14 protein-coding genes and 1 other RNA gene are annotated in these 16,683 nt (G+C 71.2%); 6 read left to right on the plus strand and 9 right to left on the minus strand.

The genetic code is table 11. From position 1 onward, the window contains the following. Nucleotides 1–123: 123 nt before the first annotated feature. From ACWD4B_RS04390 to ACWD4B_RS04400, 3 genes are read right to left on the minus strand one after another with little or no spacing between them, the layout of a single operon-like run. Entirely contained in the window at nt 124–2,232 is a 2,109-nt protein-coding gene (locus tag ACWD4B_RS04390) for a PIG-L family deacetylase (protein WP_451419335.1), read from the minus strand. Between the two features lie 43 nt (nt 2,233–2,275). After that, nucleotides 2,276–5,146: a stealth conserved region 3 domain-containing protein gene (locus ACWD4B_RS04395; protein WP_451419336.1), complete on the minus strand. Its 2,871-nt coding sequence runs from the start codon at nt 5,144–5,146 to the stop codon at nt 2,276–2,278. Between the two features lie 43 nt (nt 5,147–5,189). Continuing rightward, complete coding sequence (locus ACWD4B_RS04400) at nt 5,190–6,221, minus strand: hypothetical protein (RefSeq protein ID WP_451419337.1); 1,032 nt, start codon at nt 6,219–6,221, stop codon at nt 5,190–5,192. A gap of 406 nt (nt 6,222–6,627) precedes the next feature. Between ACWD4B_RS04400 and ACWD4B_RS04405 the strand changes: the two genes are divergently transcribed. Both ACWD4B_RS04405 and ACWD4B_RS04410 read left to right on the plus strand, forming a co-directional pair. Continuing rightward, a complete protein-coding gene (locus tag ACWD4B_RS04405) occupies nt 6,628–8,475 on the plus strand; it encodes a stealth family protein (protein WP_451419338.1) in 1,848 nt (615 codons plus the stop codon). A gap of 112 nt (nt 8,476–8,587) precedes the next feature. Then, complete coding sequence (locus tag ACWD4B_RS04410) at nt 8,588–8,926, plus strand: hypothetical protein (protein ID WP_451419339.1); 339 nt, start codon at nt 8,588–8,590, stop codon at nt 8,924–8,926. Nucleotides 8,927–8,990: 64 nt separating this feature from the next. Here ACWD4B_RS04410 and ACWD4B_RS04415 read toward each other — a convergent pair whose 3' ends face one another. Next, nucleotides 8,991–9,392: a YidB family protein gene (locus ACWD4B_RS04415; protein ID WP_451419340.1), complete on the minus strand. Its 402-nt coding sequence runs from the start codon at nt 9,390–9,392 to the stop codon at nt 8,991–8,993. A 91-nt stretch (nt 9,393–9,483) separates the two neighbouring features. After that, the gene (locus ACWD4B_RS04420) at nt 9,484–10,026 is read right to left on the minus strand and encodes a superoxide dismutase family protein (RefSeq protein ID WP_451419341.1); all 543 of its coding nucleotides are present in this window, start codon (nt 10,024–10,026) and stop codon (nt 9,484–9,486) included. Nucleotides 10,027–10,215: 189 nt separating this feature from the next. On the opposite strand from ACWD4B_RS04420, the gene ACWD4B_RS04425 reads away from it, so the two are divergent. Together ACWD4B_RS04425 and ACWD4B_RS04430 are read left to right on the plus strand one after the other, a co-directional pair. Further along, nucleotides 10,216–10,779 carry an ArsR/SmtB family transcription factor gene (locus ACWD4B_RS04425; RefSeq protein WP_451419342.1) on the plus strand — a complete coding sequence of 188 codons (564 nt, stop codon included), beginning with the start codon at nt 10,216–10,218 and terminating at the stop codon, nt 10,777–10,779. Nucleotides 10,780–10,815: 36 nt separating this feature from the next. After that, nucleotides 10,816–12,225: an alpha/beta hydrolase family protein gene (locus ACWD4B_RS04430; RefSeq protein WP_451419343.1), complete on the plus strand. Its 1,410-nt coding sequence runs from the start codon at nt 10,816–10,818 to the stop codon at nt 12,223–12,225. A gap of 361 nt (nt 12,226–12,586) precedes the next feature. On the opposite strand, the gene ACWD4B_RS04435 is transcribed toward ACWD4B_RS04430, so the two are convergent. The 3 genes from ACWD4B_RS04435 to ACWD4B_RS04445 form a co-directional block, all read right to left on the minus strand. Beyond that, nucleotides 12,587–13,171, minus strand: a complete 585-nt coding sequence (locus ACWD4B_RS04435; protein WP_451419344.1) for a class I SAM-dependent methyltransferase — start codon at nt 13,169–13,171, stop codon at nt 12,587–12,589. A gap of 130 nt (nt 13,172–13,301) precedes the next feature. After that, entirely contained in the window at nt 13,302–13,751 is a 450-nt protein-coding gene (locus ACWD4B_RS04440) for a glycine-rich domain-containing protein (protein WP_451419345.1), read from the minus strand. 249 nt (nt 13,752–14,000) lie between these two features. After that, on the minus strand, nt 14,001–14,222 hold the full coding sequence (locus ACWD4B_RS04445; RefSeq protein WP_451419346.1) for a DUF7848 domain-containing protein: 222 nt from the start codon (nt 14,220–14,222) through the stop codon (nt 14,001–14,003). Between the two features lie 205 nt (nt 14,223–14,427). Between ACWD4B_RS04445 and ACWD4B_RS04450 the strand changes: the two genes are divergently transcribed. After that, a complete protein-coding gene (locus ACWD4B_RS04450) occupies nt 14,428–15,189 on the plus strand; it encodes an XRE family transcriptional regulator (RefSeq protein WP_451419347.1) in 762 nt (253 codons plus the stop codon). A 168-nt stretch (nt 15,190–15,357) separates the two neighbouring features. Here the strand turns inward: ACWD4B_RS04450 and rnpB are convergent. Continuing rightward, nucleotides 15,358–15,759: RNase P RNA component class A (gene rnpB / locus ACWD4B_RS04455), an RNA gene on the minus strand. Nucleotides 15,760–15,869: 110 nt separating this feature from the next. On the opposite strand from rnpB, the gene yaaA reads away from it, so the two are divergent. Beyond that, nucleotides 15,870–16,670 carry a peroxide stress protein YaaA gene (yaaA, locus tag ACWD4B_RS04460; protein ID WP_451419348.1) on the plus strand — a complete coding sequence of 267 codons (801 nt, stop codon included), beginning with the start codon at nt 15,870–15,872 and terminating at the stop codon, nt 16,668–16,670. Nucleotides 16,671–16,683: the final 13 nt, after the last annotated feature.

The following is a 16,683-nucleotide window of genomic DNA, read 5'->3' on the forward strand; positions in this document are numbered from 1 at the left end:
CGCGCCCCGTCAGGGGCGCGGGGGAAGCGCGGTGCGTGATCGCGCCCGGAAGGGGCGCGGGGAACTGCGCGACCAGCCCCCAGACGAGCCCGCAGACGGCGCACGGCGCTCCCCGCGGAGCGCTCAGCGGCGCGTCACCCGCAGCGTGCCCTCCGGAGTGAGGGCGGCAACCACCAGCCGCCCCTTGGCGTCCGCGGCGATCGCCGGTGCGCCCACGGCCTGTTCGCCGAAGGTCGCCCACTTCGGGTGGGTGCCCTCGCCGAGGCCGCTGGCACTGAGACTTCCGGCGTTGTTGCGGCTGACGAGCAGCGCCCGGTCGCCCTTCGCCGGGTCCGCCGCGGCGGCCATCACGCCGTAGCCGCGGGCCGCGAGGCCGAGGGCGAGCTCCTTCCACTGACCGTCCTTGCCGTCCTTGCCCTCCAGGCGGTAGGCCAGCGGCTTGGCCGTCTTCGGCTGCCGGAACGCCAGCAACAGGCCGCCGTCGGGCTGGGGCAGCAGCGTCGGCGGGTCGGCCGGCACCGGCAGCTTGCCGTGCTCGGCCAGGGCGAAGTCGCCGCCGGGACGTTCCTGCGCCCAGTGGTGGACGGTGTCGTGGCCCGAACCGGCCACGTGGATACGGCCGTCGGTGCCCGTGACCGCGCTGAGGCCCTCCTGGACCTCGGCGCCGCCCAGGTCCGTCCACTTCTCGTCCCAACGCCCGTCAGCACCCTGGCGCTTGGTGCTCACACCCTTGGCCCAGGTTCGGACGAACACCTGCGCGCTGCCGTCCTCGTTGCGGGCGACCACGGGCGCACCCACACGGCGGCCGCGGACCGGGTCCGCCTCGGGGTTGCCGAGGGAGGTCCAGGAGCCGAAGCGGCCTCCGGGGCTCTCCTGCTCCAGGGCGACGATCTCGCGGCGGTTGCCCGCCGCGTCCCCGCCCAGTCCGGCGAACCGCTCGGCGAACAGCTGCCAGCGGCCGTCCTTGGTCTGCGAGACGGCGAGGGCGGGCGCGAGCATGCCGCCGCCGAGCAGCTGGGGCGCGCCGAAGCGGCCGCTGCCGGGGGCGGTCTCGGTCCACATCGCGGCCTGCTGGTCGAGCACGCCGAACGCGGTCAGCCGGTCGTCGCGCCCGCGCTGCAGCCACGTGGTGGTGCCGGGGTAGCAGACGGTGGTGCTCTGCAGCCAGCCGGTGCCGTACGAGCGGTCCCGGCCGACGTCGTAGTCGCCGCAGCCCGCGGCGAAGCCGCAGCCGAGGGAGGGGTCGCCGCCGTAGGCGTTGAGGACGTCCGCCTTGCCGCGCACGAGGCCGGGCGGCAGATTGAACGGCCAGCGCTCGTTGTAGTAGCCGCGGTGGGCGGTGACGGTGAAGTGCTTGCCGTCGCCCGGGCCGCGGTAGCGCTCCAGGGCCGCGTAGGTGAAGAGGGCGACCGCCGTGTGGTCCGGGTGGTCGGAGTAGCCGGCCTGGTCGTGGTGCTGGCGGTGCCTGTGGTCGTGGACCTGCATGTCCGGGTCCGGGTCCATGGTGCGCACCAGGGTGGGCTTGAACCGGTCCAGTACGCCCGCGAGTGCGTCGATGAGTCCGGCGCGGGTGACGGGGCGGGCGTCGCGGACGGTGGAGCCGGTGGACACGCGGGTGCGGGTGGCGGCCTTCGGTTCGGACCACAGGTCCGACAGGCTGGTGTCCTTCTTGCCGGGAGGGTCGTCCTGCGGGACGGCTCGGTTCTTCCCGGCCGGGCCCTCGCCGGTGTCGGCCTGGTCCGCCGTGTGCTGGGCGACGCCGAGGAAGACCAGGGTGACGCCGGGGTGGTCGGCCAGGCTGTCCATCTCGCACTGGATGCCGCCGGGCAGGTCCAGGACGGTGCGCTTCCACTCGGCGAGCGGCTTGCCGGCCGCCATCAGTGCGTAGGCCTGGCGCAGGCCCTGCTGGCGGGAGCCGGCGTAGCCCGCGTAGTCCGGCTTCGGCTTCTCCTTCTTGCCGGGCACCTTGTTGAGGCCGTCGGCCTCGCCGCTGGTCACGTAGACGCTCACCACGCGGTGGTTGGCGTCGATGGAGTGACGGACGTCGGGGTTCATGAAGTACAGGTCGTCGTCCGGGTGGGCGATGATCTGCATCGTGACGGCACCGCCGGTGCCGTCGTCGCCGGCCGTCACCTTGGCGCGCACGGCCGGTTCGGTCTTCGCCGCCTCGGGCTTCTTGCCGTGGCCGGACGTGCAGCCTGCTGCGGTCAGGGCGACCATCGCGGACAGCACCAATCTTCTGCTGGGGCCGGAACCTTGACGTCCCGTCACTCGATCATCCGTCCTCTCGGGCGAAGCGCCGGTTGCGCACCGAGCCCTTCTCGTACTGGGAGGCGACGGGGAAGTAGCCGTCCAGGAAGACCGCGAGCGCGTCGGCCTGCTCGTCCTCGGGGACGTCACCGTCGTGGTAGTCGTTGATGCAGAACACGTCGTGGGAGCGCAGCGCCAGCAGGCGGTGCAGGCGCACGTGGTGCTCGCGCAGGCCGACGTTGACGAAGGCGGAGCTGACCGAGCCCGGCATGCTGGTGCCGGTGAAGAGCCCGTACCAGTGGTGCAGGGACGAGGGGATCGCCAGGTCCTCGCGGCTGCGGAACTGTGCCTCGGCGGTGCGCGCCACCTCCTCGGGGAAGCGCTCCTCCAGCTCCGCCAGGACGCTGCGGCGCAGCGGGTGCGGGGCGTGCAGGAAGGTGTTGGCGATGGTCTTGCCGAACTCCCGCTCCATCAGGGCCCGGTTGTTCTTCGCGGCCGCGAAGACGAGGTCGCTGTCGAGCGACGGGTCGCCGGCCGGGATGGCGGTGGGCGAGATGAAGCACTTGGCCTTGCCGGAGCCGTGGAAGAAGGACTCGGGCTTCATCGGGCGGCCGAGGAAGACGTCGTCGTTGAAGTAGAGGATGTGCTCGGCGATGCCCTCGATGCGGTGGATGCGGCTCTCGATGGCGTGCGAGTTGAAGGAGGGCAGGCGCCCGGTGTCGCCGAAGATCTCCCGGTGGCTGACGACGTGCACCCGGGGGTGGTCGGCGTCGAGCCAGTCGGGGGTCTGGTCGTCGGTGACGAGGTAGATGTTGCGCACCCACGGGGCGTGCAGGTCCAGCGAGCGCAGGGAGTAGCGCAGTTCGTCGCGGCTGCGGAAGCGGGCGGAGCTGCCGGCCGACTCGGCGGCGAGGATGCCGTGTTCGGCCTGGGTGCGGGCCTTGCGCTCCAGCCAGGCCTCGTCCGTGCCGTCGACCCAGGTGTAGACGACGTCGACGGGGAAGTCGATGTCGTCGACGAAGGTCTTGGTGAACGCCTCGACGGTGCGGTACTTGCGCTCGCCGATGGTGGTGTCGGCGGTGCGCTCCAGCTCGACGCGCGGGAAGGTGGCGCCGTAGCGGGTGCCGGCGGGGACGGTGACGGTGGTCTCGTCGTCCTCGGTGTCCTGCCAGAACACGATGTTGCAGCCGTAAATACCGCTGATGCGCAGCTGCTCCTTGCCGGTGAGCACCGGCCGGAAGACGCGGACGATGTTGCAGTCGCCGGGGACGGCCGTCGAGGTGGCGAACGAGGCGAGGACGGTGCGCAGCACGGCGCCGCGGTCGTTGAGGAAGCCGGCGTAGACGGGTTCGTCGCGGTAGCGCTCGGCGAAGGCGCGCAGGAACGCGTTCCGGTGGGTGCCGTCGACGAGGACGGAGTGCCGCAGCTGCGGGTTCGGGGTGAGGACGTACGGGATCCCCAGCTCGTCCAGCACCGCCACCGTGAGGTCGAGGTTGTCCTGCATGACCTCGAACGGCGTGGTGTTCTCCCGGATCAGGGAGATCTGGCCGCCGGCCCGCTTGACGTCGGGGCGGGCCGCCTCGATGCGGACCTCGTGGGCCTTGTGGGCCACGTCGGAGTGCGGGCGGTCGATGCCCTGCGGGACCGCGGCGCCGGTGATGCCGCCCTGGGCGTCGGCGGCGGCCTGGAGGGTGCGGCGGCGGGCCTTGTCGGCGGTGCGCGTGCCGCCGGCGCGGTGGGCGGCGAGCTCCTTGAGCAGGCCGTTCCACTCGTCGGCGACCTCGCCGTCGGTGTACCGCTCGGAGGTCTTGAGGGCGGCGGCGCCCATCTGCTTGCGCAGCTCGTCGTCGTCCATCAACTTGGCGAGCGCGTCGGCCAGTTCCGTCTCGTCGCCGAGCGGGACGAGGAGCCCGTCGTGGCCGTCGGTGAGTATCTCGGCGGGGCCGTTGGGGCAGTCGTAGGCGACGACCGGGACGCCGGCCGCCTGGGCCTCGACGAGCACCAGGCCGAAGGCCTCGACGCGGGAGGTGAGCATGGCGACGGACGCCTTCGCCCACTCCTCGGTCATGTTGGGGGTGCTGCCGACGAGTTGCACCTGGTCGGCGATGCCGAGCTGGTTGGTGAGGTTCTTGAGCGCCCGCATGCGGGGGCCGTCGCCGAGGATGCGCAGGGTCCAGCGGGGGCGGTCGAGGGCGACGGTGGCGAAGGCGCGCACCGCGTGCTCGATCTGCTTCTCGGTGGCCAGGCGCGCGCCGAGCACCACGGTGCGGGTCTGCAGCGTGGACTGCGGGCGGTAGCCGCTGGGCAGGGCGTTGCCGATGGCGGCGAGGCGGGGGGCGCAGGCGCCGAGGGTCTCGGCGAACCAGTCGCGGGTGGCCCCGGTGAGGGCGACCAGGGCGTCGATGGCGGAGCTGTACATCCGCAGCGGCTCGCCGGAGGGGCCGCGCAGCTCGGAGACGCGGTGGTCGAAGTGGACGGTGAGGACGTGCGGCGGGGCGAGCTGGGCCATGTAGGCCATCAGCGCGGGCGTGCTGGAGATCAGCACGTCGCTGTCGATCGTGCGCAGGGCCTCGGTGAGCTCGACGTCGGTGAGGCGGCTGAAGTCCGACTCCCAGGAGGCGTCGACCAGTTCGCTGGGGGTGGCGGCCAGGCGCTTGTAGGCGGCGGCCATGCCCTCGGCGGTGTCGGGCTCGACGGGGCGCTGCTGGTCGCCCTTCTTGTCCACGAGGTAGCGCACGGGCACTGCGCCGCTGCCGAAGAACGTCTCGCCGGTGGTGCGGAAGATGCTGAGGATCTCCACGTCGTGCTGCTTGGCGAGCAGCTCGGCGAGGGTCATCGTGGCGCGTTCGGTGCCGCCCATCAGGTCGGCGTAGGTCAGCAGAAAGGTGATTTTCACGTGCGGCCTTCGTGGTCTGCGGCGGTCCGGGTGGCTGGGGCCGTCATGGGGTGACGGAGGTGCGCGGGGTACAGACGAGCTGGAGCGCGCCGCGGCGGGTGTACTGAGGCTTGACGCGGACGAAGGTGCCGTCCGCGGCGCGCACGGTGAACGCGGCCGGGGTGAGCACCTTGCGGGGCGTCCGCAGGTCGTGGTCGTGGCGGCCGAGGTCCAGTGCCCGCCCGCGGCGGTTCCGGCCGGGCAGGCGGAACGTCCAGACCTGGCGGCCGGAGGTGCCGGTCATCTCGGCGAGGGGGACGGAGACCCGCCAGGCGCTGTCGTCGCCGGGCAGGGGTTCGGCGGTGCGGCGCAGCACGCGGCGGCGCTGCTGCTCGACGACCTCGACGACGGGCCGGGCACCGCGCGCGGTGTCGGCGGCCGGGCCGTGGACGGCGAAGAGCAGGCCGGCCCCGGTGAAGGAGCGCTCGATGCGCAGCACCTCGGCCCGGGAGAGGGCGGGGGCGACGGTGAGCCGCAGCTGGCCGGAGGCGGTGATGCCCATGTGGTGCCGCCGTCCGGTGTGCGGGCACACGGCGAGGGCGCGGGTGGGGCCGGAGAAGCCGGGCGCGCCGTCGCCGAGCAGGCGCAGGCGGACAGGCGTGGCGGCGTCCAGTTCCAGGGCGAGGGTCCAGCGGCCGGTGCCGAGGGGCAGGCCGCCGATCGTGTCGCCGAGCAGCACGGTCGCGCTGACGCAGGGCCGGCCGGCGTCGTCGCGGTGGGCCCGGGCCTCGGCGCGCAGCTCCGTGGCGCCCTGGGCGAGGACGAGCCGGACAGGGGCGTCCTCGGGGGCGCCGGCCGGGAGCTCGGCGTGCAGGTTCAGGGTGTGGCCGTCCAGGACCGCCGCGTAGCGGACGCGGGCGGCGGAGCCGTGGGCCGCGGGCATGAGCACGGAGTCGACGAGGGTGTCGCGGCCGGTCGCGACGCCGGAGCGGACACCGTCGCGCACGGCGGCGCCGACCTTCAGGACGGGGCTGCGGCGCAGGGCGATGCGCGCGGACTTCTTGATCACGCGCAGGGCGTGGCGGGGGGCGCTCACGGGCGTACCCCGCGCGCGCTCGGCCGGTCCTCGGGAGTCATGATCTGGAAGTCCACCCCAACAGGGTAATCGGACCCCCGAAGTGGAGCGGAGCGGTTCCGGCCGGGCGGCCGAGATCCGTTACGGGTCTACAATCAAAGGAAAGGTAAATTTTTCGGACGGGTGCCGCAGCCCGCGAAACCCCGCCGCAACGCATCCGCCCTTGCCGCGACAGCTGATCGTCATTCCGGGGCCACTACAGTGCGCCCCTGGGGGATCCCCAAGGAAATTGCACCCAGTTGAGCATCTCTGATAGTTACTTGGAGATCTGTTTGCCGACATAGACCGCTTTGGCATGCCGGTAAGCAAGAGAGGGTGCCCCCACAGCGCACGACCGCGGCTCACCACGGGAAGATCTGGAACGGCCATGACATCGGAAGCCCAGTCGTCACTGCCCGGACGTGGTGAAGCTCTCGTCCCCGCAGCCCGCGCGAACCCCGAGAAGTCCGGCCTGGTCAAGGCCTACCGCCGTCTCCTGCCCGCGAGCACCCGGCGCGCGATAGCCCAGCGGGTCTCCGTGGAGACCCGCGGCGCCCTCATGCAGCACATGGCCAATTCGCTCGACCTCCAGCAGCGCGGCCAGAAGCTCCGCGGCAAGGTCCTCCAGCGCCGCTACGCCGCCCACCTCGACGAGGCCCTGCCCCGTGTGGTGCTCGTCGACGGCAAGGCCCGTATCGCCCTGGTCGACCCTGCCCCCACCCCGCAGGCCGCCCGCGCCGACGCGCTCGCGCTCGTCTGCACCACTCTTGAGCACGCCGGCATCGACCACTTCTGCGTGCGCACGGAGCCGGGCGAGGCCCCCTCCGTCGCCGTCTCCGCCGCCGACCGCGGCCGGGTCCAGCAGGAGCTGGCCCGCCTGTGCCGCCGCATCCCCGGCTACGCCGCCCCCGTCGGCCGCGAGGGTGCCCCCGGCCTGCCGCACCCCGGCTTCGTCCACGGCACCTGGCGCCGGCTGCAGTCCGCCCCCGTGACCCGCGTCACCTGGTACCGCACCCTCGCCGACGGCGAGCTGGTGCTGGGCCAGGAGCACGGCTGCGACATCGAGTACTGGAAGCCCGAGAACGGCCCCGAGGGCGCCTGGCTCGTCGCCCCGCGCCGCAACGTCGTCACCGCGGAGGTCGCGGCGGACGCCGCCCCCGTGGACGCGCCCGCCGAGCTCTTCACCGGACCGCTCGCCCTCGGCGGCGAGGACGCCGCGGCCCCCCACCGCACGGTGCACACCCGCCCCGAGTTCACCATCCGGCTGCCGCAGGACATCCCCTTCCCCATCGACGTCGTCTACACCTGGGTCGACGGCGCCGACCCCGCCTGGGCCGAGCGCCGCTCCCGCGCCCTGCGCGAGGCCGGCGGCAGCGAGTCCCACCACGAGGAGGCGGTGAACGCCGCCCGCTTCCTCAGCCGCGACGAGCTCAAGTACTCCCTGCGCTCGCTCCACCAGTACGCCCCCTGGGTGCGCAAGGTCTTCCTGGTCACCGACGACCAGACCCCCGCCTGGCTGGACACCTCCCACCCGGGCATCCAGGTGGTCGGCCACAAGGAGATCTTCTCCGACCCCGAGGTGCTGCCGACCTTCAACTCGCACGCCATCGAGAGCCAACTGCACCACATCGAGGGCCTGTCGGAGCACTTCCTCTACTTCAACGACGACGTCTTCCTCGGCAACCCGCTGACCCCGCAGACGTTCTTCCTCTCCAACGGCCTGACGAAGTTCTTCCTCTCCCCCGCCCTCGTACCGCTGGGCGACCGCAGCCCCGCGGACGCCCCCGTCGCGGCGGCCGCCAAGAACAACAGGGCCCTGGTGGAGGAACGCTTCGCCACCACCCTCACGCAGAAGATGCGGCACGTCCCGCACGCGCTGCGGCGCTCCATGCTGGACGAGATCGAGGACCGCTACGCCGAGGCCCACGCGGCCACCGCAGCGGCCCGCTTCCGCAGCCCCGACGACCTGTCCGTCGCCTCCTCGCTGCACCACTACTACGCGTACCACCAGGGCCGGGCCATACCGTCCGACCTGCGCTACATGTACATGGACCTGGCCCACCCCAACACGTCCCGCCGCCTCAACCGGCTGCTGGCCCACCGGGACCTGGACATCTTCTGCATCAACGACACGGTCTCGACGGAGAAGGACCTGCAGCGCACCAACGCGCTCATCAGCCCCTTCCTGGAGGGCTACTTCCCGGTGCCGAGCCCGTTCGAGAAGCAGGGCAGCTAGCCGGACGGAGGGGCTCACCCGATCGGGTGGTCGTATAGCAATACTCGGGCGCGGCCCGCGCGGAAGATCCAGCCTGCTGGAGGACGCAGCCGCCGAGGAGAGCCCGATCCCGATGTCGCCCGAGACCCGCACCCATCCCGACATCCTGATCTCCAAACGCGCCGCCGACTTCCTCGGCCGGACGCCGGAGACCCAGCTGACGCCGAAGCAGGTGCAGAAGGCCCTGCAGATGTCGCACGACACGGAGGGCCGGATCACCGGCCCGCTGAGCGTCGCGCAGTTCCGGCTGCTGCTGGTGCAGCCGCCGGAGTGGCTGCTGGAGCATCACCGCGGGCTGGTCGCCAAGGGCATTCCGCAGCAGGGACGCCCGGCGGCGGCGCCGCGCCCCACGGCCTTCGGGCCGCTCTTCCGCGAGCCGGAGTTCGCGGAAGAGGATTCGATTGCCGACTGAGCGGTCCGTCGGCTGCGAGCCGTCTGTGGTTGCTCGCGCAGTTCCCCGCGCCCCTTACGGGGCGCTAGAGCTGCTGCTTGATCAGGTCCTCCAGCTCGCCCTGCGGCACCTCCCCCTGCGGTGTCAGCCGGTCGACGGCCCTCGGCAGGGCCTCGGCCAGCCGGTCGGCGGCCTGCTCCGGGGAGCAGCCCGCCTGCTGCGCCACGTGTTCGAGCGTCTGGTACGGCAGCGCCTGCGCGACCTCGGGCCCGCTGACGGCCGTGTTCGCGCCCGGCCCCACCCACGACCGGGCCTGCTCCCCCAGCCCGCCCTCGGTCAGCTCCCTCACCAGCCCCTGCAGCGGATTCCCGCCGAGCTGCCCGCTGTCCCCGAGCGTGCCGAGCAGGGTGGCGAGCAGCTTCCCGGACCCGCCCTCCCCGTCACCGATCAACCCGCCGAGCAGGCTTCCCAGGTCGTTCCCAGCCATAGCGGTTGCCTCTGCCTTTCGTGGACGCGGTGACACCAAGGGGAAGGCCTACCCCTTGCGGGGCCGGACGGCGGGGCGTGCCCCGGCAGGTTCACCCGAAGGGCACGTTGACGCAGGCCAGGCGTGCGCCGGCCATTCCGGCGTGACCGGGGCTGGTTTCGGTGGCGTGCTCATGGATGACGACCGAACGTGCCTCTCCTGCACGGAAGAAGAAGTCGACGGACGACGTGGCAGAGCCGTTTCCCCGCCCGTCGGTGGTGAAGTCCAGCCACACCTCGTTGTCCGGGTTGGCGTACTTCGGATCGGCCGAGGGCTGCTTCGGATCCACGATGTCCTGATAGTGCGCGCCGGAGTCGGCAGGCTTGGTGCCGCACGGCTTCTGGTGGACATGGGCGCCGAACGTACGGTCCGGCTGGAGACCGTGCAGGCGCAGCTCGATCTCGGTGCCGTCGCGGTGGGTGCTCTCCAGCACCACGACGCGGCTGCCCTCGGGCACGGCCTTCGCGTCGAACGTCACCGCCTGGTACGTACCGCCACCGGCTGCGGACTCGAACCGGCCGTGCACGGCCGTTCCGTCGCACGTCACGCCGGTCATGGACGAGGCCACGGCCATGGAAGAGGCAAGCACTGACATGAGAAAGGACATCTTCCGCCCCTTTCAGCGCAGTTCCCGCTGTCGACCCCTCGCTTTGCGAGGGCTGTCGCACAGCCTTGCATCACTCCCCGCGAACCGGACCCTTGTCTCCACGATATCCGGCCAGCTGCTCTCCGGGAGTTGCAAGGACTGCTTGCAAACACTCTTTGCAACTCGTAGCCTTCCGGCATGGCCGAACAACCGCCCGCCCGGGAGATCACCGATGCCGAGGCGCTGCGCACCTTCGCGCACCCGATGCGGCAGAAGATCGAGCGATGCCTGCGCCGGGGGCCGGCCAATTCGGCCGCGCTCGCACGTGAGTTGGGCGAGAGTACGGGGCTGGTCAGCTACCACCTGCGGCAGTTGGCCAAGCACGGCTTCGTCGAGGAGGTCCCGGAGCTGGCGAAGGGGCGGGAGCGGTGGTGGCGGGCCGTGCCGGGGGACCGGCGGTTCCCGCCGTACAGCCGGCAGACGCCGCAGATGCGCGAGGCGCTGACCGAGATGCACCGGCACAGCCTCGCCGAACTGGTCGACTCCGCCCGGCGTTTCGAGGAGGCACGCGACACACTCGGCCCCTGGGCCGACGCGGCACTCTTCTCGCGCGCCACGCTCCGGGTCGATCCCGGTCAACTCCGTGCGTTCTTCGAGGAGTACATCGCGCTTCTCTACCGGTACTCGGCCCCGGAAGGAGAGGAAGCGCCCGAGGCGCGAAACGTGCTCGTCCGGCTGCTCGGAATTCCCGAGACCGACTGACTCGGCAGACGACCGACCACGAGGGGGACGCACACCGTGTCCGCATCACTGATACGCACCGTACTGGCCGCCCTGTCCGCGGCGTTGGCCGGCGTCCTCCTCCTGCTGACCGCGCCAGGGGCGCACGCCGCCGGGGACGGTCTGGTCCGCCAGGAGGTCACCTTCCGGGGCGGCGGCGGGCTCGTCCTGCACGGCACCGTCCTCGGCAAGGACGGAGCGCCCGGCCCGGAACCCGGCATCGTGCTCGTCGGCGGCTCGGGCCCGGGGCCCCGGGTCGAGTACCGCCAGGAGGCCGAGGCGTTCGCCCGGGCCGGGATCACCACGCTCGTCTACGACAAGCGGACCGTCGACTACTCCCGGCTGCACCGGGACTTCGGCCTGCTGGCCGACGACGCGCTCGCCGGAGTGCGGCTGTTGCAGGGCAGGAGCGGGGTGGACCCACGCCAGGTCGGGCTGTGGGGGCTCAGCGAGGGAGGCTGGGTGGCGCCGCTGGCCGCGTCGCGCTCGGCGGACGTCGCCTTCGTCGTCACCATCGGCGGGCCCGGCTACGACCCGCTGCGCACCCAGGCCTGGAACCTCGCCACGCATCTGCACCACCGCGGGGTGGGCGGACCCTTCCGTCGCACCGTGACCGGCCCGGCCGCCCGATTCATGGGCGCCACCGGCCTGTTCGCCGCGGCCGGTTACGACCCCGTGCCGGTACTGGAGCGGCTCCACCGGCCCCCGGTGCTGGCGCTGTGGGGCGATCACGACACACAGGTGCCGCCCCGGGAAAGCGCACGGATCTTCCGCGAGGCCCTGGCCCGTGCGGGCAACCGGCACTCCGTCATCGGCTTCGTCACCGACGGCGCCCACAACGGGCACCGCACGTCGGACGGGTTCGACCGGATCGGCGGCCCCCGCTTCCAGGGCAAGAAGCTGGGGGACATGCCCCCGAGCTATGTGCAGACCATGACCTCATGGGTACGGGCCGTCGCCACCGGCCACCCACCGGCGTCGAGCGCCGCCCCCGCACCGGAGCAGGCACTCGCCACGACCCCCGTACCGGGCCACGCCTGGTACGCCTGGCTCGCCCCGGCGCTGCTGCTCCTCGGCTTCGCCGCCTACCCGGTGAGCGCCCTCCTGCGGCGGGACCCGGTCCTGCGCCCGGCGCGGTGGACGGCCGGGCTCGGCCTGCTGGCGGTCGTGGCGACGGTGGCCTGCCCGTTCGCCGTCTACGTGGCGGGAGACGGCGCGGCGACACCCGTCGTGTGGGGCCGCCCGGCGGCGTGGCTGGTGGTACAGGGCCTCGCCGTCGCCGTGGTGGTGTCCGCCTGCGCCTCGGCCGCCGCACTCCGCCGCCGACGACCGGCACCGAACCGGGCGTCCTGGCTGCGCCTGGCCCCGGTCGGGCTGGCCGCGGTCGGGTTCGTGCCGTGGGCGGTGTGGTGGGGCGTTGCTGCGTGAGGACCGTCGTCGGTCGGTCAATCGACGGGCCGCATCCCCGGAGACCGCCGCTCACGCAGCCTCTCCGTACTCCTCCACCTCCACCACGGCGGGCGGCGGCACGAAGCGGGTGCCCGTGAGGGTGAAGACGCTGTCCAGGAACTTGCGCCCAGCCGTTGCCCCGGGCACACAGCCCGAGCCCCTGCAGCGTCCGCACCTCCGGCTGGTCCCCTCTTCCGCCCCCACGCCCAAGAAGCGGTCAACTGGTCACGCCCTTGGTGACAACCCGTTCCTCGCTCTCCTCTGACTCAGTGAAGAAGCCCCCGGCTTTGATGCAGCCGGGGGCGTATTCGTTGCTTGTGCAGGGGGCGATCCGTGCCCCTCATGTCTCGGCGCGTACGACCAGCGTCCCTTCACGTTCACTGGCTGGGGGTCCGATGATCTCCGCTGTGATGTCGGTGAAGCGGGCTGAGGACAAGAGAGTTGCCCACTCCTGGGGCGAGTAGTCCCAACGCGACACTGCCCGTGCTTCTCGGAGTGATCCCCTTGGTTTCTGATCAGGTCGGGCTGGCCGTTGCGAAAACGCGAACACGCCACCGGGTGACAGGCTTTGCCGAACCAGTGGCAAGAGGGTGGCCGGGTTGGTGAACCACACAGGGCCGAAGATCGACAGCACCACGTCGAAGCTGTCGGGGTGACCGGTCAGAAACTCCGTCGCCTCTGCCGTCTGGAACGTGAGGCCAGGAAGGTCCCCCCAGCGCGCCTCCGCCTTGGCTCGTTGACTGGGTGCGATGTCGATGCCGACACAATCGGCTCCCAAAGTCGCAAGGTGGGCAAGGTTGCAGCCCGTACCGCAGCCGAGCTCCAGCACTCGACGACCATGCACTGAGCCAAGCAGGGATTCGCTGGGGCCGTGGTCCGGGTACTGCGTCCAGTTCAGCCACGTGGTGGCTCCCACAGCGTTCATGGTCCTTCTGGGCGCCCTCCCTGCCGCGTACCGTTCCCACGCTGCGGCGACTGCTTCCATGCGGTTCCTTTCACGCGTGATGGCTCCCCCCGGTCCCGGAGGGAGCCACCTCACCTGGCGGATCGTGCTGTTACTTGCCGCCGACCGGGCTGTCGCTGCACCCGGCGTGGCACTGGGAACAGTCGGATTCGCTGGCGTTCCACAGCTCGTGGTCGATGGCGAACCCGGCATTCTTGATCGCCTGGACGGTGTCCCTCAGCGACGGCGACTGGCTGCCGTTCTCCTGGGGAAGGTGCGGGACGTGGTGAATGTAGTGTCCGGCGACCGCGTTGCAGAAGGCCGCGTAGTTGATCGTGTCGAGCACGAACGAGTGAACACCGAGGTCGACGCTCGGAGCCGGGCCCATGTGAACGTCGGGGCGTTCACCGGACGTTACGAGGTAGGCGACGGTCTGGCCGAATGTGCGATCGGCGAGATCACGGTCCATCTCGTGGTCGCGCATGATGAGCCGTACCACGCGCTCCCAGACGTCCGGGGCCACACAGGCCCTGGGGTTCCGGGTTTCGACTGCTGTTGCCATCGTGCGTCTCCTTCTCCTGTCGGAGTGGTGCACTGCAGTTGCCAACCCGGTCGGCTGGGGTCTCCCGGGCCGCCGGGGGTATGGGGGCGCCTGCTCTCCGCCAAGGGGCGCCTCAGCCTCGCTCGGGGAGAGGCAGGAGTCAGTGGTGATACGGGTCGCTGATGATCGCGAGCGGGATCACCAGGACGACGGAGACGACCACGGCTGCGGCCCGGATGGGCCCAGCCCACCGGAGGACCGCGCGGCGGATCACGACTGCCTCACCACCTGGGCGAAGGACGTGCGGATACGCCGAAACCCCTGGTGGTCGCTCTGGCCCGCGTGCTTCAGGCACTCCACGTCCACCGGATCGGGGTTATCAGCCGGTATCGCCTTCCAGTTACACCACGGGCACTCGGCTTCGTATGTGACATCGGTGTCCGGGTGCTCCCTGATGGTGTGGTCCACGTGACGGAACCTCGCCCGGCTCACAGTCTGACCTCACTGCGTCTGTTCGCCTCGCGGACCTTCCTGATGAGTTCCGCGTCACACTCACCCGTGTTGGGCTCCGGCTCCTCGGTCGTCTCCATGCCCGGAGCATGGCCCGCACTCAGGGACGTTTCCATCGACGTTCCGCGGACGTGGCGGCCTTCTCATCGGTAACGTCAAAAACGCCCAAACGACCGGGGAGGGTCCCTTGAACTTAGCCCTGCGCAACGCTATGGCCGACAAGAAACTGTCACCCCGTCAACTAGCCACCCGCGTAGGGGTGTCAGCCAAGACAGTGGAACGATGGATCGCAGATGGGGAGCTGATCCCGCACGCGCGAAACCGTGTGGACACGTCAGGTGTGTTGGGAGTTGATGAAGCGATGTTGTGGCCCAAGGCAGTCGGATCGGTCGTGAAGACCGGCCCGGATCGAGAGATCATCTCCGCTTATCCGTACCGTTCAGCATGCCCATCGTCGGTGTGGCGGCAGCTCATCAGCGAGAGCAAGCGGGACATCGTCCTCGCCGGGTACACGAACTATTTTTTCTGGATCGAGCAGCCAGCTTTCCACGCCACACTTCGCGCCAAGGCCGACGCGGGTTGCCGGATCCGCTTCCTGCTCGGCGACCCCGACGGCCGGGTGACCGGGCAGCGCGAGGCCATCGAGGATGTGGCCTTCAAGGTGTCCACGCGCATCCGCATCAGCCTGGACGAGCTGGCCAAGCTCTCCGGCCTCTCCGGCCTCTCCGGCCTGGAGGTGCGCTTCTCGTCCGAAGAGGACGCCACCAACCACGTCGGGCTGTCCGTCTTCCGGTTCGACGAGCAGGCCCTTGTCACACCGCACCTCGCCCGGCTTGTCGGCCACGATTCGCCGATGCTGCACCTGCGCAGGCTCCAGGAAGGCGGTCTCTTCGACCGCTTCACGGAGCACGTCGAGGAGCTTTGGGAGCGCGGGCGAACCGTCAGCTGAGCCAGGAGGGAAGACGGCTCCCCCACCGCCACATCATCGCCACACGACGGGCAGAAAAGGGCTGAAACGGCCATGATCACTCAGGAACAGCGAGGTGGGCAGCTCAACAGCAAGAAGCCCCCTGACCTGCGATTTTGCAGATCAGAGGGCCTGCCGCTAGATGAGCGACGGACGAGTCGGCTTATACGCCGGGTTCTGTCTCCCGGGGGCCTTGCGGCCCTCGGGGAGGCGGCCATCCATCTAGGCCTGCCGTTGCCGACAGGCTCGTGCGGTCTACCCGCGGACTCGGGCGGGCAGCCCTCGATCATCCGCGCAGGGACACCGGGGTGTCCCCTCTTGACCTTGCTCCGGGTGGGGTTTACCTAGCCGGCCGGGTCACCCCGGTCGCTGGTGGTCTCTTACACCACCGTTTCACCCTTACCGGACGCCTTGCGGCCTCCGGCGGTCTGTTTTCTGTGGCACTGTCCCGCGGGTCACCCCGGGTGGGCGTTACCCACCACCCTGCCGTATGGAGCCCGGACGTTCCTCGGGGGACCGAAAACGATCCCACGCGGCCGCCCGGCCGGCTCGTCCGCCGTGACGACCATGCTACCGGCAGGCTGCGCGGGGACGAACCACACCAGGACCGCACTAGGCTCGGGAGGGTTCCGCCCCCGACCCCCGAAGGAGACCGATCCGCCGTGCTCGTCCTGCTGCCGCCGTCCGAGGGGAAGGCCACCGGAGGCGCCGGTGCCGCGCTGACGGTGGGGTCGTTGTCGCTGCCGGGGCTCACGGAGGCCCGGGAGGCCGTGCTCGCGGAGCTGGTCGAGCTGTGCTCGGGCGACGAGGAGAAGGCGGCCGAGGTACTGGGGCTGAGCGCCGGTCTGCGCGGCGAGGTCGCCAAGAACGCCGGGCTGCGCACGGCCGGGACCCGGCCCGCCGGGGAGATCTACACCGGCGTGCTCTACGACGCGCTCGGGCTCGCCACCCTCGACGGCCCGGCCCGCAGGGCGGCCGAGAAGTCGCTGCTGGTCTTCTCCGGGCTCTGGGGCGCGGTGCGGATCACCGACGCGATCCCCTCCTACCGCTGCTCGATGGGCGTCAAGCTGCCGGCGCTGGGGGCGCTGGGCGCGTACTGGCGCGAGCCGATGGCGCAGGTCATGCCTGCAGTGGCGGGTGACGGGCCCGTCCTCGACCTGCGCTCCGCCGCGTACGCCGCCGCCTGGAAGCCGAAGGGCGAACTCGCCGAGCGCACGGCGACGGTGCGGGTGCTGCACGCGAAGACCGTGAACGGCGTGGAGAAGCGGTCGGTCGTCAGCCACTTCAACAAGGCGACCAAGGGGCGGCTGGTGCGGGACCTGCTGACGGCCGGCGCACAGCCCTCGGACCCGGCCGAACTGGCCGTGGCCCTGCGCGACTTGGGGTACGCGGTGGAGGGCGACACCCGGCCCGCGAAGGGCGGCAGGCCCTGGGCGCTCGACGTGGTGGTGTCCGAGCTCTAGCGCATGCCGTTGC

The organism is Streptomyces sp. NPDC002536 (assembly GCF_053594995.1).